Genomic DNA, 18830 nt, shown 5'->3' with positions numbered 1-18830 from the left:
CCGCTGCGTGGCGTCCGCATGGCCGAATCCCTGTTGCCTCCCCGTTCTGCCGACCCTGCCGGCCTGATCGCCAGTGGCCGCCGCGTGTTCGAGATCGAGCGGCAGGCGCTGGAGGCCGTGGCCGACCGCCTTGGCGAGGCCTTCCAGCAGGCCTGCCAGGCGATCCTGGCCAGCCGCGGGCGTGTGGTCGCCACCGGCATGGGCAAGTCCGGGCACATCGCCCGCAAGATCGCCGCCACCCTCGCCTCCACCGGCACCCCGGCGTTCTACGTGCACCCTGGCGAGGCCGGACACGGTGACCTGGGCATGATCACCGAGGACGATGTGGTGCTGGCGCTGTCCTATTCGGGGGAGTCGGACGAGCTGCTCATGCTGTTGCCGGTGCTCAAGCGCCAGGGCAACCTGCTGATCTCCATGACCGGCCGCCCGCAGTCCAGCCTGGCCACCGCCGCCGATATCCACCTGGACGTCAGCGTGCCGGCCGAGGCCTGCCCGCTGGCGCTGGCGCCGACCTCCAGCACCACCGCCTCGCTGGCGATGGGCGATGCGCTGGCCGTGGCCCTGCTCGACGCACGCGGCTTCACCGCCGACGATTTCGCCCGCTCGCACCCGGCCGGCAGCCTCGGCCGCCGCCTGCTGCTGCACATCACCGACGTCATGCATAGCGGCGAGGACCTGCCCAGCGTGGGTGCCGACGCCAGCCTCAGCGAGGCGCTGGTGGAAATGAGCCGCAAGCGACTCGGGATGACCGCCGTGGTCGACGCCGATGGCGTGCTGATCGGCCTGTTCACCGACGGCGACCTGCGCCGCGCGCTGGACAGCGCGCTTGACGTGCGCACCGCGAAGATCGCCGACGTGATGACCCGCAACCCGCGCACCATCGGGGCCGACCAGCTGGCCGTGGAGGCCGCGCGGCAGATGGAAACCCAGAAAATCAACGGCCTGATCGTGGTCGATGACCAGGGCCGTGCGGTAGGCGCCCTGAACATTCATGACCTGTTGCGGGCCCGGGTGGTTTAACCGACAGTCCGTAGACCCCATTCAGTCTGTAATGCCCCACCCGACCCCACCGAGCCTGCTGCCCTGATGCCCTGGTCCCCGCTGCCCGCCTTCCCTGCCCACCTGCATGCCGCTGCGGCCCGCGTCCGCCTGGCCTGCTTCGACGTGGACGGCACCCTCACTGACGGTCGGCTGTACTACGACAAGGAAGGGAACGAGAGCAAGGCGTACTTCGTGCAGGATGGCCTGGGCCTGAAACTGCTGCAGCAGCACGGTATCCACCCCGTGCTGATCACCGCGCGCAACAGCCAGTCCGCGCTCAAGCGCGGCGCCGACCTCGGCATCGACACCCAGATCGCCGTGGGCGACAAGCTGGCCAGCGTGCAGGCGCTGTGCGCGCAGCACGGCGTCGGCCTGGAGCAGGTGGCCTTCATGGGCGACGACCTGCCGGACCTGGCGCCGCTGGGCGCGGTCGGCCTGGCAGTGGCCCCGGCCAACGCCCACCCGTGGATCGCCGAGCGCGTGCACTGGCAGACCCGCGCCGACGGCGGACGTGGCGCCGCCCGCGAACTGTGCGACATCCTGCTGGCCGCACAGGGCCACGTGGATGCGGTGCTGGCGAGGTTCGGCGCATGAGCCTGCCGACACTGAACTGGCGCACCCTGCTGGGCGTCGGCCTGCTGCTGGCGGCGCTGCTCAGCAGCTGGGCCGCCCTGCGCAACCGCGACAAGGGCCCGGCCAACGACAGCCAGGAGCCGGGTGTGGACTACGTTCTGCACGACTTCCAGATCGTGGCCCTGGATGAGCACGGCAAGGAGTTGACCACCCTGCGTGCGCCGCGGCTGGAGCGCCAGCGTGGCGACCAGACCATCAACATCGCCACACCGCTGTTCGAGATGCCGGACAAGGATGGCAAGCACTGGACCCTGCGTGCCGAGACCGGCTGGCTCAGCGCCAAGGGCGACCAGATGAAGCTGCGCGGCAATGTGGCCGGCGACAGCCCGGCCGATCCGGGCGTGGTGCCGACCACCTTCCGCACCGACCATCTGGACGTGTTCCCGAAGGAGAACCGCGCCCGCACCGACGCCCTGGTGACCATGACCCGCCCGGGCATGGAACAGTCCGGCGTCGGCTTCGAAGTGGATTCGAAGAACAACACGTATCATTTCCTCAGCCAGTCCAAGGGCCGTTACACGCCCAAACGCTGATTCCGCCGCCAGCCCGCGACGTCTCCGGACAGGCGCAGGGCTGGCAGCCCCACCCTCCGCCCCCGGCCCGCCCGGGAGGCCCCCACCGGTAGAACGGACCCCGATGAAGATTCCCTTTGCCGCCGTACTCGCGCTCGGTCTTCTTGTCCCCAGCGCCGCCTTCGCCAAGTCCACCGACCGCAACGAAGACATGCACATCGATTCCGGCGCCCAGTCCGGCACGCTCACCGGCGACGGCAAGACCGTGCTGTCGCAGGGCGTGATCATCACCCAGGGCACGCTGGACCTGCGCTCGTCCGAGGCCGAGATCTACCTCAAGGATGGCGAAGCCGTGCGCGCGGTGTTCACTGGCAAGCAGGCCAAGATGAAGCAGCAGCTCGATGACGGCACCTGGATGGATGCCGTTGCCGACCGCATCGACTACGACATCAAGACCGAGATCATCACCCTGACCGGCAACTACAAGGTCACCAGCGCGCGCGGCACCAATGCCGGCCAGCGCATGGTCTACAACACCCGCACCGGCGAAATGAACTCCGGTGGTGACGGCAGCCGTGTGCGCACCGTCATCCCGCCGAAGAACAAGACCCCGGCCGCGCCTGCGGCACAGCCCAAGGCCACCACGCCGGCGCAGCCGGCCGGGAGCAGGAAGTAATGCTCGTCGCCAAGGGCCTGCGCAAGAAGTACAAGCAGCGCGAAGTCGTCAAGGATTTCGGGCTGACCCTCGACGCCGGCGAAGTGGTCGGCCTGCTGGGCCCCAACGGTGCCGGCAAGACCACCTGCTTCTACATGATCGTCGGCCTGGTTGCGGCTGACGCTGGCAGCATCGTGCTCGACGGCAAGGACATCACCGGCGACCCGATGTATACCCGCGCCAAGCAGGGCGTGGGCTATCTGCCGCAGGAACCGTCGGTATTCCGCAAGCTGACCGTGGCCGACAACATCCGCCTGGTGCTGGAGCTGCGCGAAGACCTGGATGCGGCCGGCCGCGAGCGCGAATTGAACAGCCTGCTCGACGAACTGCAGCTGGGCCATGTTGCCGACCAGCTTGGCGCCAGCCTGTCCGGTGGCGAACGCCGCCGCTGCGAGATCGCCCGCGCCCTGGCAGCGCAGCCGCGCCTGATCCTGCTTGACGAGCCGTTCGCCGGTGTCGATCCGATTTCGGTCGGTGAGATCCAGCGCATCGTCACCCATCTCAAGCAGCGTGGCATCGGCGTGCTGATCACCGACCACAACGTGCGCGAGACCTTGGGTATCTGCGACCGCGCGTATATCCTCGCCGAGGGCAGCGTGCTGGCCCAGGGTTCGCCGGAAGCGATCCTGGACAACGCCGATGTACGCCGCGTCTACCTCGGGGATTCCTTCAAGCTGTGAAGCAGTCGCCGGGTCCCTTTCCTTCCTTTCGGCACAGGCATGAAGACTCGGCTGCAGACATCGTTGGGACAGCAACTGGTGCTTACGCCCCAGTTGCAGCAGGCGATCAAGCTGCTGCAGATGTCCACCACCGAGCTGGAGCTGGAAATCGCGCAGGCGGTGGAAAGCAATCCGCTGCTGGACTGGGCCGACAGCAGTGACAGCAGCAGTCCTGCCGGCGAAGGCGACGACAACGGCAACGATGCGCCCGCAGAACGCACCGATGCCGGCGACGACTGGGCGCCGGCGGAACTGGACTGGAACACGTCCGGCAGCGGCGGCAGCTTCGACGATGACGACGACAATGGCAGCGCCGCCGAGCGCGTAGCCGAAACCGAAACGCTGGCCGACCATCTGCTGTGGCAGCTGCATCTGTCGCATCTGTCCCCACCTGATCGCAGCATCGGTGCCGCGCTCATCGATGCACTGGACGATGACGGTTATCTGCGCGAACCGCTGGGCACCATCGCCGACACCCTGTTGCCGGCGATCCACGCCGGCGAGGACGAGATCCTCGCCGTGCTGCATCGCATCCAGCGCTTCGATCCGGTGGGTGTGGCTGCACGCACGCTGGGCGAATGCCTGCTGCTGCAGCTGGATGTGCTGCCCGGCGAAACGCCCGGGCTGGCGCTGGCGCGACAGATTGCCGCAGGCCCGCTGGAACGGCTGCCACGCAGTGGCGTCGCCGGGCTTGCTCATGAGTTGAAGCAGCCGATGGACGAGGTCGAGACTGCCGTCGCGCTGCTGCGCTCGCTGGACCCGCGCCCGGGCACGCAGATCGCACCGCTGTCGCAGGACACTTACGTGGTGCCGGACGTGGTGGTATGGCGGCAGAACGGCGTGTGGCGCGCTGCACTGGCCGCCCATGCCGGGCCGAAGGTGGTGATCCACCGCGGCTACGAACAGCTTATCCGGCGTTGCGGCGATGCCGATGCCGGCTACCTGCGTGCCCAGCTGCAGGAAGCACGCTGGCTGCTGAAAGGCCTGCAGCAGCGCGGCGAAACCCTGTTGCGCGTCGTGCGCAGCCTGATCCTGCAGCAGGCCGGCTTCCTTGAATTCGGCGAGCAGGCGCTGCGCCCACTGACCCTGCGCGAGATTGCCACCGAACTGGGCCTGCACGAATCCACGGTGTCGCGTGCGATCGCCCGCAAGCACGTGCGCACCCCGCGCGGCACCCTGCCACTGCGGGCCTTCTTCGCCTCCGGCATCGATACCGAAGGCGGCGGCGAGGCGTCCAGCACCGCCATCCAGGCGATGATCCGGCGCCTGATCGACGATGAGAATCCGCGCAAGCCGCTTTCTGACGCCAAGCTGGCTGACCTGCTCAAATCGTCGGGAATCCCAGTAGCGCGGCGCACCGTGGCGAAGTATCGTGAAGCCATGAACATTTCCGCCTCGCACGAAAGGGTCAGAATCGCTTGACGCGCCGCCGCGCCCGGCGGAGAGGTTCATTGGCACATCCGAACACAGGAGAAACCCGATGCGCATCGAAACGTTTGGCAAAGATGTCGAAGTCACCCCGGCCCTGCAGTCCTATGTGGAGGAAAAGCTGGCCCGGATCGGAAAGCACTTCGACCAGCACTGCGAAGCGCGGGTGACCCTCAAGCTGCAGAAGACCGAACACCATGTCGACGCCAGCCTCAACATCCCGGGCCAGACCCTGCACGCGGAGGCCAATGCCCAGACCATGTATGCCGCGATCGACCTGCTTGCGGACAAGCTTGACCGCCTGGTGATCAAGCACAAGGAGAAAAAACAGCAGCACGCGCCGCTGCCGGTGGGCGACAATGGTGGCTGATCGCCACCGTTCCCCGCAGACATGCCCCTGACTGACCTCCTGGCGGCCGTGCAGACCCAGCTCTGCGCGGCCACCGACCGTGACAGCGTCCTGCAGGCCGCCGCCGGGTTGCTGGCCTGCCGCCAGGCCAATGCCGAACAGATCTACCTGAACCTGTGCCAGCGCGAAGCCCTGGGCAGCACCGCGATCGGCCACGGCATCGCCATCCCCCACGGCCGCGCGCCTACCCTTGATCGCCCCCGTGGCGCCCTGCTGCGATTGGCCGCCCCGGTCGATTTCGGCGGCGACGAACCGGTGGACCTGGTGTTCGCCATGGCCGTCCCCGCCCACTACACCCACCAGCACCTGATGCTGTTGTCCGAGCTGGCCGAACTGTTTTCCGCGCCGGACATCCGCCAGGCCCTGCGCGAAGCGGGCGATGCCCGGGCGCTGCGCGAGGCGCTGGACATGACCCCTCCTGCGAGTGCCGCATGAATACCAGCATCACCGCCCGTGAACTGTTCGAACAGCAGCGCGAGCGGCTGGGGTTGCGCTGGGCCGCCGGCAAGTCCGGTGAGAAGCGCGAGCTGGAGGCCGGCAATACCGTCTCGCGGCGCCCCTCGCTGGCCGGCTACCTCAACGCGATCTATCCCAACAAGGTGCAGATCCTGGGCACCGAGGAACTGTCCTGGCTGGATGCACTGGAACCACGCCAGCGCTGGGAGACCATCGAGAAGATCATGCAGTCGCACCCGCTGGCGCTGGTGCTGACCCGCAACCAGCCCTGCCCGGAAGACCTCCGCGCCGCTGCTGACGAATCCGGCACGCCGCTGTGGCTCTCGCCCAAGCGCGGCCACGAACTGCTCAACCACCTGTCCTACCATCTGGCGCGTACGCTGGCGCCGCGGGTGATCCTGCACGGCGTGTTCATGGAGATCTATTCCATCGGCGTGCTGATCACCGGCGAGGCCGGATCGGGCAAGAGCGAGCTGGCGCTGGAGCTGCTCACCCGCGGCCATCGCCTGGTCGCCGACGATGCCCCCGAGTTCACCCAGATCGCCCCGGACGTACTCGACGGCACCTGCCCCGAACTGCTGCAGGACCTGCTGGAAGTGCGCGGCCTGGGCGTGCTCAACGTGCGCGAGATGTTCGGCGACACGGCTGTAAAGAAGAACAAGTACCTTCGGCTGATCGTCCACCTGACCAAGCCGATGACCGAACCCACCCCACATGGCTACGAACGCCTGACCGGCGATTCGGGCACCCGCCATGTGCTGGACCTGGACGTTCCGCTGATCACCCTGCCGGTGATGCCCGGCCGCAACCTGGCCGTACTGACCGAAGCCGCGACCCGCCTGCACATCCTGCGCACCAAGGGCATCGACCCGGCGGCTATGTTCATCGCCCGCCACAGCAACCTGCTGGAACGGCGAACACCCTGATTTCCCTGCCCCTCGAAGAGCCTGTCCATGAGCACCGTCACCCCCTCCGCCCCGACCCTGATCATCGTCAGCGGCCTGTCCGGCTCGGGTAAATCCGTCGCCCTGAAGACCTTCGAGGACCAGGACTACTACTGCTCGGACAACCTGCCGATCAATCTGCTGCCCGACTTCGTGCGCAGCCTGCTGGCCAACCATGACGGCAGCGCACCGCGCCGCCTGGCCGTGGGCATCGACGTTCGCGGACAGGCCGATCTGAGCCAGCTGGGCAACTGGCGGCAGCTGGCCACTGACGCCGGCGTGGAAGTGAAGGTACTGTTCTTCGAGGCCAGCGATGAGGCTGTGCTCAAGCGCTACGCCGACACCCGGCGCCGTCATCCGCTGAGCCAGCTGGGCCTGTCGCTGCCCGAAGCGATCGCACGCGAACGTGAATTGACGGCACCGCTGCGCCGCGAGGCCGATGCGGTGATCGATACCAGCAACCTCAACGTGCATCAGCTGCGGCGGCGGATCATCACCGAGTTCACGCTGGACCATGCCACCGGACTGTCCCTGCTGTTCGAATCGTTCGCGTACAAGCGCGGCGTGCCGGCCGAGGCGGACTTCGTATTCGATGCGCGGGTGCTGCCCAATCCACACTGGGACCCCGATCTGCGTGCGCTGAGCGGCCGCGAACCGGGCGTGCGCGACTATCTGGAAGCACAGCCGGACGTGCAGCGTTACTTGGCCCAGCTGATGGATTTCCTCGATACGTGGCTGCCGAAACTGGGGGATGGCACCCGCAGCTACGTGACGGTGGCGTTCGGCTGCACCGGCGGCAAGCACCGCTCGGTGTTTCTGGCCGAGCGCCTGGCACGGCATGCCCGCGAGATGGGCTGGGAAGATGTGGCCACGTATCACCGCGAACAGGATTGAGGGTGATAGGCCGGGCTGCGCCCGGCACCCGCCGGTAGTGCCGGCCGCTGGCCGGCAACAGCAACAGCAACAGCAACAGCAACAGCAGAAGCGGCATTCCGTGGGATAGCGGGGCGATGTGGGCAGGCAGGACACGCCCTGAACCCCGCTCCGCGGTCCGGCCCAGCCGCTGGCGGCTGGGCGTTCGGGCGCTTGCGAAGCAGTGCTTCGCAAGCAAAGCGCCCTCACCCCTGGGGGCTCGATGGCGCCATCCATGGCGCCAACGGTCCTGCCTACCCACACCGCCCCGCCTCTGACAGATTCCGTGTGCTGTTGGTGGGTGTCGACCCTGGTCGACACGATGGATCCACGCGTGCGTGGATGAATCGCTGTCAGGCATCGAAAAACGGATGGGGTCGGATCTCTTCTCCAACGGAAAAGGGCTCCCACGCGAGCAACACTGAATACGGGACACAGTGCCCCTCTCCTGCTGCTATCGCCAATTCACCTTGACCTGTTAACGTGCAGTAATGACCTGTGGCATTCTCCTCGTAACACATCCGGGGGTCGGGCCCGCCCTGCTTGAGGTGGCGACCCGGCTCCTGCGGCAATTGCCGCTGAAAACCGAAGCTTTCGAAGTACCGTTCGACGCAGACCTGGACGCCCTGCTCCCGCTCGCCTCGGCCGCCCTGCGGCGGGTCGATGCAGGGGATGGCGTGCTGATCCTGACCGACCTGTACGGCGCCAGCCCCGCCAACCTAGCCGGGCAGCTGGCCCGGTTGGGGACCCCGGTTCGCCGGGTATCGGCGCTGAGCCTGCCGATGTTGCTGCGGGTGATGAATTATCCGGAACAGGGACTGGATCTACTGCCCGCCACAGCCGCGGCGGGCACCCGTAATGGAGCGATAGTCGACGATGCTTGAACGAGAACTCACCGTGAGCAACCGCCTGGGCCTGCACGCCCGGGCCACCGCCAAGCTGGTGCAGACCCTGGCGCCGTTCCGCTGCAACGTGACCATGGCCGCCAAGGGCCGTGAGATCAACGCCAAGAGCATCATGGGCGTGATGCTGCTGGCCGCCGGCCAGGGCACTCCGGTCACGGTGCGCATCAACGGCGAGGACGAAGCCGCCGCGATGGAAGCGGTGGTCGGTCTGTTCGAGCGCCGCTTCGACGAGGACAGCTGAGCGTGCCGCGCGCGCGCGCCGGCCAGGTTCCTTCCGGCCAGCGGCCGGTCCAGCTGCTGGCTGGGCACGGTGCTGCCCGTGGCGCGGCGATGGGCCGCGCACGGGTACGCCTGCCGCATGCGCTGGAGGTGGCCGAGCAACGCATCGGCGCCCACCAGGTCGAGGCCGAGCTGGCCCGCCTGCATCGTGCGGTGGATGCCGCGCGCACGGAAATGCACGAACTGCGCCAGCGCCTGCATGGCGCATTGAACCAGGAAGTGGGCGAGTTCCTGGACCTGCACGCGCTGCTGCTGGACGATCCCGAGCTGTTGTTCGGGCTGGACGAGCTGATCCGCAGCGGTCCCTACAGTGCCGGCTACGCATTGCGCCTGCAGCGTGACCGCCTGGCCAAGGTCTTCGATGGCATGGACGATGCCTACCTGAAGAGCCGCATGGACGACCTGGACCATGTCATCGGCCGCATCCACGCGTTCCTGCAGCCTGAACGCGCGCCGGTGATGAAGGGCCTGGCCGGCGAGATCCTGGTCTGCGACAACATCGCCCCGTCCGAACTGGCCCAGCTGCAGGCCCAGGGCGTGGTTGGCATCGTCACCGCCGCCGGCAGCGCGCTGTCGCACAGCGCGATCCTGGCGCGCAGCCTGCATCTGCCGTTGATCGTGAACGTTCCGCAGCTGCTCAGCCGCATCGCCGATGGCGACGTGCTGATCATCGATGGCGCCGACGGCAGCATCACCGCCAACCCGCAGGCCGACAACCTGCGCGACTATCGCGCGCGCCTGAAGGAGCATGCGCGCGAGCAGCGCGAGCTCGGCCGCCTGCGCAGCAAGCCCAGCCGCACCCGCGACCAGGTCGACATCGCCCTGCTGGCTAATGCCGAATCGCTGGAAGACGTCACCCAGGCGCACGCGCTGGGCGCGCAGGGACTGGGCCTGTACCGCACCGAGTTCCTGTTCCTGCAGCGCAACGAGCTGCCGGATGAAGAAGAACAGTTCCAGACCTACCGGGATGCCGCGTTGGGCATGAGCGGGCGACCGGTCACCATCCGCACGCTCGATCTGGGCGCGGACAAGGCCGACCGCACCGGCCTGACCCTCAGCAATGAAGAGAACCCCGCCCTGGGTCTGCGCGGCGTACGCCTGTCGCTGGCACGGCCGAAGGTGGCCGATACCCAGCTGCGCGCGATCCTGCGCGCCTCCGCCTACGGCAAGCTGCGCGTGCTGGTGCCGATGGTCAGCACCCGCGAGGAGCTGCTGGCGGTGCGCCGGCGCATGCTCAAGCTGACCGAACAGCTGCGCGGCGAGGGCCACATGGTGTCCGACCACGTGCCGCTGGGCGCGATGATCGAAGTTCCTGCGGCAGCACTGGCGCTGGAGAGCTTCATCGACCTGGTCGATTTCCTGTCGATCGGCACCAATGACCTGGTGCAGTACCTGCTGGCCGCCGACCGCAACAACGAGGCACTGGGCGAACTGTATTCGCCACTGCATCCGGCCGTGCTGCGACTGCTGCAGATGGTGATCGAGACCGGCGCGCGTCACCACATCCCGGTGGCGGTCTGCGGCGAGATGGCCGGCGACGCACGGATGACCCCGCTGCTGCTGGCGCTGGGCCTGACCGAGTTCAGCCTGCACCCCGGCACGCTGCTGGAAGTGCGCCGTGCGATCCGCGATGCCGATCTGGCCGCATTGCGCGCGCGCGCGCCGAAGCTGCTGGCCGCACGCGACCGCCGCGCGATCGAGCGCTGGCTGGCGCTGGTGGCCGAAACGGCCTGACTGCCGAGGGTAGTGCTGGTCGCTGGCCGGCAATCTCGTGGACTTCGATGGGGACGATTGCGGGCCAGCGGCCGGCGCAACCACCGCCCCTCGGCTATGCGTTGAAACATCCCCTTGCGATAATGACGCGCTGAACACCCCTGTTGCCGAATCCTTGCCGGGATCGCGGCTTTTCTTATCCCGCGGGAGCTGCGATGGCTGAAGCCGTACGCCACGACAAGACTGCGCGCCAACTGCGGATGCTGTCCGACGCACTGGACAGCGGTCGGCTGGGCCCGGTGCGTCGCCTGGTCAACACCCTGGCCCCGGCCGAGATCGGCAACCTGCTTGAATCGCTGCCGCCGGGCAAGCGCGAGGTGGTGTGGGGCCTGGTCGATCCGGAAGATGACGGCGAGGTGCTGGTCCACGTCGGCGACGACGTGCGCGAGAGCCTGCTCGCGGACATGGACCCGGACGAAATCATCGCCGCGGTCGAAGACCTGGACATCGACGACCTGGCCGACCTGGTCGAAGACCTGCCGGACACGGTCATCGACGAAGTCCTCAAGTCGATGGACCGCGAGAACCGCGAGCGCCTGGAACAGGTGCTGTCCTATCCCGAGGACAGTGCCGGCCGCCTGATGAACCCGGACGTGGTGACCGTGCGCGCCGACGTCAACGTGGACGTGGTGCTGCGCTACCTGCGCCTGCGCGGCGAACTGCCGGACCACACCGACCACCTGTTCGTGGTCAGCCGGCGCCATCAGTACCTTGGCCGGGTGTCGCTGGCGGCGCTGGTGACCCACGAGGACACCACCCCGATCAACCGCCTGATCGACGACGAGCAGCCGGCCATCGACGTCGGCGAGAGCGACCAGGAAGTCGCGCGGCAGTTCTCCGACCACGACTGGATCTCCGCACCGGTGGTGGACGAGAACAACATCCTCGTTGGTCGCATCACCATCGATGACGTGGTCGACATCATCCGTGGCCAGGCCGAGCACCAGGCGCTGGGCGCCGCCGGCCTGGACGAGGACGAGGACCTGTTCAGCCCGGTCTGGCGGGCCATGCGCCGCCGCCTGATGTGGCTGTCGATCAACCTGTGCACAGCCTTCCTGGCCTCCAGCGTGGTCGGTCACTTCGAGGGCACCATCGACAAGCTGGTGGCGCTGGCGGTGCTGATGCCGATCGTGGCCGGCCTCGGTGGCAACGCCGGCACCCAGGTGCTGGCGCTGATGGTGCGCGGCCTGGCGCTGGGGCAAGTGGGCGCCTCCAACGCGCGCACCCTGCTGTGGAAGGAAGTGCGTGTTGCGCTGCTGAACGGCGTGATGCTCGGCTCGGTGCTGGGCCTGATCGTATTGGCCTGGTTCCATTCACCCGGGCTGTCTGCGGTGATCGCCATCGCACTGACCTGCAACCTGCTGTTCGCAGCGCTGGCCGGCGTGCTGGTGCCGCTCACACTGAAACGCTTCGGCTTCGATCCAGCGCTGGCCAGCGGTATCTTCCTGACCGCAGTGACCGACTCGATGGGCTTCTTCACTTTCCTCGGCCTGGCCACGCTGGTGCTGCTGCACTGACCGCATCGAGGATCGGCCCCCGCCACGCGGGTCGTTGACTCCACCCAACCGGAACACCCATGGCAACAACGATCGAAAACTATTTCCAGCCCGGCTGGCGCGACCAGCAGCACACCTGCCCGGCCTGCGAATGGAAAGGCAGTTCGCGCGCCATGGAGATGGAACTGGACGAGGACGCCACCGAGTATGACTGCCCGGTCTGCGAGAACCCGCTGCTGGTGGTCCTGCACCCGGATATGGCGCAGGTGCAGGCTGCGGCGGCGGCAGGCAATGCCGAAGCGCAGGAACAACTGGACATCATTGCCAGCTTCCCGCGCCCGCAGTGACGCGGCGCACGATGCCGCGCTGGCGGCAGCGGACTACGATGCAGGCGATCTCGCCACTTCGGGAAACCCCATGGTCCGTTTGCTGTCGCGCTGGCTGCCACTGCTGGCCCTTCTGTTGATGAGCGGCTGCACGTCGCTGCCGGATGGCGCGCGGGGTCGCTTCGAAGCCCGCGCCGTGAAGGTGGATGGCGAGACGGCCTACTACCAGGTATTCATTCCGGCCGCATCGGCGCGTACACCGGGCTCACTGCCGGTCGTGCTGTTCCTGCACGGTTCGGGCGAGCGCGGCGCCGATGGCGTGAAGCAGACCCACGCGGGGCTGGGACCGTACCTGCGCGAGCAGGCCGCCGATTTCCCTGCGTTGGCCGTATTTCCGCAGGCGCCGGGACGCGGGGAATGGAGCGGGCGCAACAACCGTGTGGCCCTGGCCGCGCTGGATGCAGCGATCGCCGAGTTCGGTGCCGATCCGGCGCGGCAATATCTGACCGGCATGTCGATGGGTGGCTACGGCAGCTGGAATATCGCCTTGGACAACCCGCACCGATTTGCTGCGATCGTGCCGGTGTGCGGCGCGGTGCTGGCCCCGCGCGCGGTACGTCCGACCCTGTTCGTCGAACAGGTGGCCGGTGAAACCGACCCGTATGCGGCCATTGCCCAGCGCCTGCGGCAGACGCCGATCTGGATCTTCCATGGCGCGCTGGATGACGTGGTGCCGCCGGATGACGACCGCCGGCTGCACGCCGCATTCCAGAACGCCAACGCGCGTGACGTGCGCTACACCGAATACCCGGAAGGCAACCACAATGCCTGGGACGCCACCTACGCCGACCCGGCGATGTGGGAATGGATGTTCGCGCAGAAGCGCTGAGCCATAGCTTCTGCTGGGAAACATCTGTGGGTGGATGCCAACCGTTGGTCGGCTTGGGTATTGGTGGAGGCCAACCGTTGGTCGGCTTGGGTATTGGTGGGTGCCGACCGTTGGTCGGCTTGGGTATTGGTGGGTGCCGACCGTTGGTCGGCTCGGGTATTGGTGGGTGCCGACCGTTGGTCGGCACTATCTCTCCGCTTCGGGGTAATCCATTGCTTGGTACCTCCCATCGATCTCCCATCGGCACCAGGCATACGGATACTCTCCCACGCAGCTCGCCAAGTTCGCCCTGACCGGGTTGGCGACGATGTACATCGCATGGCGAAACAGTGATTCTTCAGAACGCATGGCGTGATCGTGATAGCTCGATTGCCAAAATGGTCCTGTCTTACCCAGCATGCGGTTGATCCGCAATGCACTGCTCGATTTGAAGCGTTGCATGATGTAGTCCAGCGAGAACGCACGGATCTCAACAAGCCAATGGATGTGGTCCGGCATGACCACATAGGCAAGTGAGTGCGTCAGGCCATCATCATCAATGCGACGGAACACATCCATCACCTCCTGTGCCGCAGTGGCATCATCGAAGTAGCGTCGACGTTCCTGGGTGACGGTGGTCAGGATGTAGGATTGCCCGATCCGGGAATGACGGCCAAGGCGTAGGCGTGCGCGGTTCATGGGCCCAAGCGTGCGCCTGCCGGTATCCCTCTTCTATCGGGCAACCACGTCAGTACAGGTAGGCCCGGAACCATTCAATGGCCAGGCCCGCACTTCACCGCACTGATGGTTCGATGCCGACCAACGGTCGGCACCCACCGGGTCGGATGAGGACAGATCAACCGCGCCGACCAACGGTCGGCACCCACCAAAGTGGTCAGCCCAGCAGGGTTTCCAGCACGGCCATGCGCACGGCGACGCCGTTGGCGACCTGGCGCAGCACCCACGACTGCGGGCCGTCGGCCACGTCATCGGTGACTTCCACGCCACGGTTGATCGGGCCCGGATGCAGCACCGCAGCGTCCTTGCCGGCACGGGCCAGGCGTTCGTTGGTCAGGCCGTACTGGGCGTGGTACTGCTCCAGCGACGGCACCAGGCCTTCTTCCATGCGCTCGCGCTGCAGGCGCAGCATCATCAGCGCGTCGGCGCCTTCCAGCATCGCATCGAAATCATCGCCGACCACGCAGCCCTTCAGGGTCTCGTCGTCCGGCAGCAGTGACTGCGGGCCGCACACGCGGATCTCGCCCACCCCCAGCGTGCGCAGCGCATGCAGGTCGGTGCGCGCCACGCGCGAGTGCTTCACGTCGCCGACGATCACCACCTTCAGCTTCGAGAAATCCGGGCCCTTGGCCTGGCGCAGGGTCAGCATGTCCAGCAGGCCCTGGGTCGGGTGCGCGCTTCGGCCGTCGCCGGCGTTGATCAGTGCGGTGCCCTCGCCCGCCGCCTCGGCCAGCGCGGCCACGGCGCCGTCATCGGGGTGACGCACCACGAAGCCGCGCACGCCCATTGCTTCCAGGTTGCGCAACGTGTCGCAGGCCGTTTCGCCCTTGCGCGTGGACGAGGTCGACGCGTCGAAGTTCAGCACATCGGCGCCCAGGCGCTGCGCGGCCAGCTGGAACGAGCTGCGGGTGCGCGTGGACGGTTCGAAGAACAGCGTGCATACCGCAGAACCGGCCAGCACGTGGCGCTTGTTGCCGACACGGCCGACTGCGGCGTCACGGATCTGCCCTGCCCGGTCCAGCAACTGCAGCAGTGTTTCGCGCGGCAGGCCCTCCAGGGTCAGCAGGTGGCGCAGGCGTCCGGAGGCATCGATTTGCTGGGCAGTCATGGCGGGAGTCGTGCAGTCAGGGAATGGGGGTGGCGTCGTCGGGGGACGACAGCCAGCGGTCGATGATCACCGCCGCGGCCACAGCATCGAGGGCGGCCGCATCGCGGCGGCGCTTGCGTCCTTCGGCGCGCTCGACGGCGAAGCGGCGTGCGGCCTCGACCGAGCTGGAACGCTCGTCGATCATCACCACGGGCAGCTTGAAACGTTCCCGCAGCTGGCGGGCGAAGCCCTGCGCGCGCTTGCGGTTGGGCTGGTCCTGGCCGTCCAGCGTAAGCGGATCGCCGACCACCAGGCCGTCGGGCTTCCATTCCTTGAGCAGGCGCTCGATCGCGGTCCAGTCCGGGCCGTTGCCGTGCACATCGACCACGGCCACCGCGCGCGCATGGGCGGCGAAAGCACTGCCGATGGCCACGCCGATGCGTCGCGAGCCAACATCGAAACCCAGAACGGTGCCGTCACGGCGGATCGCCGGGGCAGCAGGAACCGGTGCGGGCGCGGCCGGCTCAGACATGGCCGCTGTAGTCGGTCAGCCGGAACAGATCCACGCCGATGCGCGCAGCCGCGCCCTGCCAGCGCTGCTCCAGCGGCAGCTGGAACACCAGCTCGGCATCGGCCGGCACGGTCAGCCAGCTGTTCTCGGACAGCTCGCTTTCCAGCTGCCCTGCGCCCCAACCGGCACAGCCGAGGGTGACCACCGCATTGGCCGGGCCTTCGCCACGCGCCATCGCTTCGAGGATGTCGCGCGAGGTGGTCAGGTACAGGCCGTCGCCCACGGTCAGGCTGGAATCCCACGCGCGCGCGTCGTCGTGGATGACGAAGCCGCGTTCGGGATGCACCGGACCGCCATTGAGCACCATGCGCGCCTGCAGCTCGCCATCACCGGTGGTGATGTCCATCTGCGCAAGCACTTCACCCAGCGTGTATTCGGAAGGCTGGTTGACCAGTACGCCCATCGCCCCGTTCTCGTCGTGCTGGCAGATCAGCGCGACGCTGCGGGCAAAGGTCGCGTCGAGCAGCGACGGCAGCGCGACGAGCAGGTGATCGGCAAGGGAGGTCGGCATTACAGGCATGGGCCCATTCTACCTGCTGGGGGCGGGATGGTCGCGCGATGGCGCCGAACCGCGATGGGCTAGGATGGTGCTTTGCCATGGAAGGTCATCGATGCAGTCTTCATCGCCCCTGACCCTGCCGGCACGCAGCGCCATCGTCCTGATCGCCCTGCTGCAGGGTCTGATGCTGTATGCCGCGCAGGAATTGTCCGATGCGGGGCCGTTCCGCGATATCGGCTGGCGCTACTGCTGGTACGCCTGGGTGCTGGCCATTCCCAGCGCGGTGGCGCTGAGCCTGGTCGAACTGGGCCAACGCCGCCTGTGGCTGCAGGCGGCGCTCGGCTCGGTGGTGGTGCTGGCACTGGCCGCCTGGATCGGCTGGAACCTCAATGGCGAGGCCGCACTGGAATCGGGCGCGCTGCAGTTTCCGTTGACCCTGGGCATGGGCGTGGCGGTGTTCGTGGCCCTGCCCTGGTGGCAGTTCCAGCTGCAGCACGGTCAGTGGCGCGCCAGCTACCCCGAGCTGTTCGAGCGCGCCTGGCAGAACGGCTTGACCCTGGCCCTGGCGGCGCTGTTCACCGGGCTGACCTGGCTGCTGCTGTGGCTGTGGGCGGCGCTGTTCCAGCTGCTGGAGGTCACCTTCTTCCGCGATCTGTTCCGCCAGGATGCTTTCATCGCACTGGCCACCGGCAGCCTGGCCGGGTTTGGCGTGCTGATCGGGCGCACCCAGCATCGGGCGATCCAGATCACCCGCCAGGTGCTGTTCGCGATCTGCCGCGGGCTGCTGCCACTGCTCTCGTTCATCGCCGTGTTGTTCGTGCTGAGCCTGCCGCTTGCCGGGCTGGAACCACTGTGGAAGACCCGTTCGGCCGCCAGCCTGCTGGTGGTGGTGTCACTGCTGCTGGTGACGTTCACCAATGCGGTCTACCAGCAGGGGGAAGACTCCCCGCCGTACCCTCTCGTGCTGCGCCGTCTGGTCGAGGCCAGCCTGCTGGCGCTGCCGGTCTACGCCGCGCTGGCGCTGTATGCGCTGGGCCTGCGCGTGGTGCAGTACGGGTGGACAGTGGACCGGTTCTGGGCACTGCTGATCGCGCTGGCCGTGGCCGGCTATGCCCTGGGCTATGCGCTGGCGGTACTGCGTCGCCAGGGCCGCTGGCTGCAGGCGCTGGAACCGGTCAACCGCTGGATGTGCTGGGTGGTGCTCGCACTGGCCCTGCTGGGCAACTCGCCCCTGCTGGACCCGGTGCGGCTGACCCTGTCCAGCCAGCTGGAGCGCCTGCGCGCGGACCCGCCGGCGATCACCAGCAGTGACGTCAACGTGCTGCGCTTCGATCTTGGCCGCCGTGGCGTGCAGGCGCTGCGCGATTTGCAGCGTGATCCGGCCATCGTCGCCGATGCCAACGCGCCACAGGTGGTCGCGGCAGCACTGGCGCGTACCTCCCGCTGGGACGACGGCCACCGCCTCGACAAGGGGCCGCAGGACGTCGCCGCCCTGCGGCGCGCGCTGAAGCTGGCCGCGGGATCCAGCTCGCCACCGGACGACTGGTGGAAAGCTCTGGCCACCCGATCGATCAATGGCGAATCCTGCGCACAGAGCGAGCGCGACTGCCTGATCGTGCATCGCGACCTGGACGGTGATGGTACCGGCGAAGTGCTGCTGTGCGAGCTGTACACCCACCGTGGACCGGACTGCGTGCTGTACGCACGTGGCAGCGATTCCCAGTGGCGCCGGGCCGGTGCGCTGTTCGGCACCGTCAGCGGGCCGGCCGAGGCGATCAACCAGGCCCTGCGTAACGGCAAACTCACGCTCGTGCCACCGCGCTGGCCGATGCTGTCCATCGGCGGGCACCCTGCAGTGGCCATCGATCCCGAACCCGAATCCGAATCCGAATCCGAATCCGAATCCGAATCCAACGAGCCTTCCCCATGAGCGGTTACTGCCTGATTGCCCCCGGCCATCCGGTGCACGACTACTACCACGCCAACGAGTACGGCTTCCCGCAGCGGGACGAGCGTGAACTGTTCGAGCGATTGGTACTGGAAATCAACCAGGCCGGTTTGAGCTGGGAAACGATCCTGAAGAAGCGCGATGGCTTCCGCGCAGCCTATGACCGCTTCGATGTGGACCGCGTGGCGGCCTACGCCGAGCAGGACATCGCGCGCCTGCTGTCGGACCCGGGCATCATCCGCAACCGCCTGAAGGTGCTGGCGGCGATCCACAACGCGCAGGTGATCCAGCAGCTGCGGGCCAGCCATGGCAGCTTCGCGGCGTGGCTGGATGCGCACCACCCACGCAACAAGGCCGACTGGGTGAAGCTGTTCAAGAAGACGTTCCGCTTCACCGGAGGCGAGATCACCGGCGAATTCCTGATGAGCCTGGGCTACCTGCCCGGTGCGCACGCCGAGGATTGCCCGGTGCATGCGCGGCTGCTGATGCTGTCACCGCCGTGGCTGCAGGCCGCCGCCCGCTGATGGATCTCCGCGCGTGGATGCCGGTAGTGCCGGCCGCTGGCCGGCAA

Annotated in this window: 22 protein-coding genes; 18 read left to right on the top strand and 4 right to left on the bottom strand. The window is 67.4% G+C overall.

Translation table 11 applies throughout. The features are described from left to right. Positions 1-18: 18 nt before the first annotated feature. The 16 genes from N5C25_RS00440 to N5C25_RS00365 all read left to right on the top strand — a co-directional run bounded on the left by N5C25_RS00440 (position 19) and on the right by N5C25_RS00365 (position 13437). A complete protein-coding gene (locus tag N5C25_RS00440; RefSeq protein ID WP_019659445.1) occupies positions 19-1020 on the top strand; it encodes a KpsF/GutQ family sugar-phosphate isomerase in 1002 nt (333 codons plus the stop codon). A gap of 66 nt (positions 1021-1086) precedes the next feature. After that, positions 1087-1635: an HAD hydrolase family protein gene (locus N5C25_RS00435; protein ID WP_019659446.1), complete on the top strand. Its 549-nt coding sequence runs from the start codon at positions 1087-1089 to the stop codon at positions 1633-1635. Next, positions 1632-2207 (top strand): LPS export ABC transporter periplasmic protein LptC, encoded by a 576-nt coding sequence (gene lptC, locus N5C25_RS00430; RefSeq protein ID WP_058979375.1) that lies wholly within the window; start codon positions 1632-1634, stop codon positions 2205-2207. Before N5C25_RS00435 ends, lptC begins: the two co-directional genes overlap by 4 nt. A gap of 103 nt (positions 2208-2310) precedes the next feature. Further along, positions 2311-2862 carry a lipopolysaccharide transport periplasmic protein LptA gene (gene lptA, locus N5C25_RS00425; RefSeq protein ID WP_058979378.1) on the top strand — a complete coding sequence of 184 codons (552 nt, stop codon included), beginning with the start codon at positions 2311-2313 and terminating at the stop codon, positions 2860-2862. After that, the gene (gene lptB, locus N5C25_RS00420; protein ID WP_019659449.1) at positions 2862-3581 is read left to right on the top strand and encodes an LPS export ABC transporter ATP-binding protein; all 720 of its coding nucleotides are present in this window, start codon (positions 2862-2864) and stop codon (positions 3579-3581) included. Before lptA ends, lptB begins: the two co-directional genes overlap by 1 nt. A gap of 39 nt (positions 3582-3620) precedes the next feature. Then, entirely contained in the window at positions 3621-5042 is a 1422-nt protein-coding gene (locus N5C25_RS00415; protein ID WP_279936127.1) for an RNA polymerase factor sigma-54, read from the top strand. Between the two features lie 58 nt (positions 5043-5100). After that, positions 5101-5418, top strand: a complete 318-nt coding sequence (gene raiA, locus N5C25_RS00410) for a ribosome-associated translation inhibitor RaiA (RefSeq protein ID WP_004147311.1) — start codon at positions 5101-5103, stop codon at positions 5416-5418. 21 nt (positions 5419-5439) lie between these two features. Beyond that, entirely contained in the window at positions 5440-5892 is a 453-nt protein-coding gene (locus tag N5C25_RS00405) for a PTS sugar transporter subunit IIA (RefSeq protein WP_061479789.1), read from the top strand. Next, positions 5889-6839 (top strand): HPr(Ser) kinase/phosphatase, encoded by a 951-nt coding sequence (gene hprK / locus N5C25_RS00400; RefSeq protein WP_019659452.1) that lies wholly within the window; start codon positions 5889-5891, stop codon positions 6837-6839. Before N5C25_RS00405 ends, hprK begins: the two co-directional genes overlap by 4 nt. Before the next feature lie 27 nt (positions 6840-6866). Then, positions 6867-7751 (top strand): RNase adapter RapZ, encoded by an 885-nt coding sequence (gene rapZ / locus N5C25_RS00395; RefSeq protein WP_019659453.1) that lies wholly within the window; start codon positions 6867-6869, stop codon positions 7749-7751. Positions 7752-8260: 509 nt separating this feature from the next. Beyond that, positions 8261-8653: a PTS fructose IIA subunit family protein gene (locus tag N5C25_RS00390; protein ID WP_111103436.1), complete on the top strand. Its 393-nt coding sequence runs from the start codon at positions 8261-8263 to the stop codon at positions 8651-8653. Then, a complete protein-coding gene (locus N5C25_RS00385) occupies positions 8646-8915 on the top strand; it encodes an HPr family phosphocarrier protein (RefSeq protein WP_005408385.1) in 270 nt (89 codons plus the stop codon). Before N5C25_RS00390 ends, N5C25_RS00385 begins: the two co-directional genes overlap by 8 nt. Before the next feature lie 2 nt (positions 8916-8917). Further along, positions 8918-10687 (top strand): phosphoenolpyruvate--protein phosphotransferase, encoded by a 1770-nt coding sequence (ptsP, locus tag N5C25_RS00380; protein WP_279936126.1) that lies wholly within the window; start codon positions 8918-8920, stop codon positions 10685-10687. 194 nt (positions 10688-10881) lie between these two features. Continuing rightward, a complete protein-coding gene (gene mgtE / locus N5C25_RS00375; protein WP_019659456.1) occupies positions 10882-12243 on the top strand; it encodes a magnesium transporter in 1362 nt (453 codons plus the stop codon). 59 nt (positions 12244-12302) lie between these two features. Further along, the gene (locus tag N5C25_RS00370) at positions 12303-12569 is read left to right on the top strand and encodes a hypothetical protein (protein WP_019659457.1); all 267 of its coding nucleotides are present in this window, start codon (positions 12303-12305) and stop codon (positions 12567-12569) included. Between the two features lie 70 nt (positions 12570-12639). Further along, the gene (locus tag N5C25_RS00365) at positions 12640-13437 is read left to right on the top strand and encodes a prolyl oligopeptidase family serine peptidase (protein ID WP_111103434.1); all 798 of its coding nucleotides are present in this window, start codon (positions 12640-12642) and stop codon (positions 13435-13437) included. A gap of 186 nt (positions 13438-13623) precedes the next feature. Here the strand turns inward: N5C25_RS00365 and N5C25_RS00360 are convergent, their stop codons facing one another. The 4 genes from N5C25_RS00360 to N5C25_RS00345 all read right to left on the bottom strand — a co-directional run bounded on the left by N5C25_RS00360 (position 13624) and on the right by N5C25_RS00345 (position 16332). Further along, the gene (locus N5C25_RS00360) at positions 13624-14115 is read right to left on the bottom strand and encodes a transposase (protein ID WP_019659459.1); all 492 of its coding nucleotides are present in this window, start codon (positions 14113-14115) and stop codon (positions 13624-13626) included. A gap of 196 nt (positions 14116-14311) precedes the next feature. Beyond that, on the bottom strand, positions 14312-15262 hold the full coding sequence (locus N5C25_RS00355; protein ID WP_021202595.1) for an aspartate carbamoyltransferase catalytic subunit: 951 nt from the start codon (positions 15260-15262) through the stop codon (positions 14312-14314). A gap of 16 nt (positions 15263-15278) precedes the next feature. Continuing rightward, positions 15279-15773 carry a Holliday junction resolvase RuvX gene (ruvX, locus tag N5C25_RS00350; RefSeq protein ID WP_005415547.1) on the bottom strand — a complete coding sequence of 165 codons (495 nt, stop codon included), beginning with the start codon at positions 15771-15773 and terminating at the stop codon, positions 15279-15281. Next, entirely contained in the window at positions 15766-16332 is a 567-nt protein-coding gene (locus N5C25_RS00345; protein WP_021202596.1) for a YqgE/AlgH family protein, read from the bottom strand. Before N5C25_RS00345 ends, ruvX begins: the two co-directional genes overlap by 8 nt. A gap of 91 nt (positions 16333-16423) precedes the next feature. Here N5C25_RS00345 and N5C25_RS00340 point away from each other — a divergent pair, with 91 nt between their 5' ends. Continuing rightward, positions 16424-18241 (top strand): DUF4153 domain-containing protein, encoded by a 1818-nt coding sequence (locus N5C25_RS00340; protein ID WP_279936125.1) that lies wholly within the window; start codon positions 16424-16426, stop codon positions 18239-18241. Continuing rightward, positions 18238-18783, top strand: a complete 546-nt coding sequence (locus N5C25_RS00335; protein WP_279936124.1) for a DNA-3-methyladenine glycosylase I — start codon at positions 18238-18240, stop codon at positions 18781-18783. The genes N5C25_RS00340 and N5C25_RS00335 overlap by 4 nt, the downstream gene beginning before the upstream one ends. The last annotated feature ends 47 nt before the right edge of the window (positions 18784-18830 follow it).

The sequence above is a fragment of the Stenotrophomonas sp. GD03958 genome (assembly GCF_029839005.1).
Lineage (GTDB): Bacteria > Pseudomonadota > Gammaproteobacteria > Xanthomonadales > Xanthomonadaceae > Stenotrophomonas > Stenotrophomonas hibiscicola.
This window is presented reverse-complemented; position numbering and strand designations above follow the sequence as displayed.

Excerpts from the sequence above, each read along its gene's own strand:
- N5C25_RS00440 (WP_019659445.1), top strand. The coding sequence starts at position 19 with ATGGCCGAATCCCTGTTGCCTCCCCGTTCTGCCGACCCTGCCGGCCTG.
- N5C25_RS00435 (WP_019659446.1), top strand. The coding sequence starts at position 1,087 with ATGCCCTGGTCCCCGCTGCCCGCCTTCCCTGCCCACCTGCATGCCGCT.
- lptC (WP_058979375.1), top strand. The coding sequence starts at position 1,632 with ATGAGCCTGCCGACACTGAACTGGCGCACCCTGCTGGGCGTCGGCCTG.
- lptA (WP_058979378.1), top strand. The coding sequence starts at position 2,311 with ATGAAGATTCCCTTTGCCGCCGTACTCGCGCTCGGTCTTCTTGTCCCC.
- lptB (WP_019659449.1), top strand. The coding sequence starts at position 2,862 with ATGCTCGTCGCCAAGGGCCTGCGCAAGAAGTACAAGCAGCGCGAAGTC.
- N5C25_RS00415 (WP_279936127.1), top strand. The coding sequence starts at position 3,621 with ATGAAGACTCGGCTGCAGACATCGTTGGGACAGCAACTGGTGCTTACG.
- raiA (WP_004147311.1), top strand. The coding sequence starts at position 5,101 with ATGCGCATCGAAACGTTTGGCAAAGATGTCGAAGTCACCCCGGCCCTG.
- N5C25_RS00405 (WP_061479789.1), top strand. The coding sequence starts at position 5,440 with ATGCCCCTGACTGACCTCCTGGCGGCCGTGCAGACCCAGCTCTGCGCG.
- hprK (WP_019659452.1), top strand. The coding sequence starts at position 5,889 with ATGAATACCAGCATCACCGCCCGTGAACTGTTCGAACAGCAGCGCGAG.
- rapZ (WP_019659453.1), top strand. The coding sequence starts at position 6,867 with ATGAGCACCGTCACCCCCTCCGCCCCGACCCTGATCATCGTCAGCGGC.
- N5C25_RS00390 (WP_111103436.1), top strand. The coding sequence starts at position 8,261 with ATGACCTGTGGCATTCTCCTCGTAACACATCCGGGGGTCGGGCCCGCC.
- N5C25_RS00385 (WP_005408385.1), top strand. The coding sequence starts at position 8,646 with ATGCTTGAACGAGAACTCACCGTGAGCAACCGCCTGGGCCTGCACGCC.
- mgtE (WP_019659456.1), top strand. The coding sequence starts at position 10,882 with ATGGCTGAAGCCGTACGCCACGACAAGACTGCGCGCCAACTGCGGATG.
- N5C25_RS00370 (WP_019659457.1), top strand. The coding sequence starts at position 12,303 with ATGGCAACAACGATCGAAAACTATTTCCAGCCCGGCTGGCGCGACCAG.
- N5C25_RS00365 (WP_111103434.1), top strand. The coding sequence starts at position 12,640 with ATGGTCCGTTTGCTGTCGCGCTGGCTGCCACTGCTGGCCCTTCTGTTG.
- N5C25_RS00360 (WP_019659459.1), bottom strand. The coding sequence starts at position 14,115 with ATGAACCGCGCACGCCTACGCCTTGGCCGTCATTCCCGGATCGGGCAA.
- N5C25_RS00355 (WP_021202595.1), bottom strand. The coding sequence starts at position 15,262 with ATGACTGCCCAGCAAATCGATGCCTCCGGACGCCTGCGCCACCTGCTG.
- ruvX (WP_005415547.1), bottom strand. The coding sequence starts at position 15,773 with ATGTCTGAGCCGGCCGCGCCCGCACCGGTTCCTGCTGCCCCGGCGATC.
- N5C25_RS00345 (WP_021202596.1), bottom strand. The coding sequence starts at position 16,332 with ATGCCTGTAATGCCGACCTCCCTTGCCGATCACCTGCTCGTCGCGCTG.
- N5C25_RS00340 (WP_279936125.1), top strand. The coding sequence starts at position 16,424 with ATGCAGTCTTCATCGCCCCTGACCCTGCCGGCACGCAGCGCCATCGTC.
- N5C25_RS00335 (WP_279936124.1), top strand. The coding sequence starts at position 18,238 with ATGAGCGGTTACTGCCTGATTGCCCCCGGCCATCCGGTGCACGACTAC.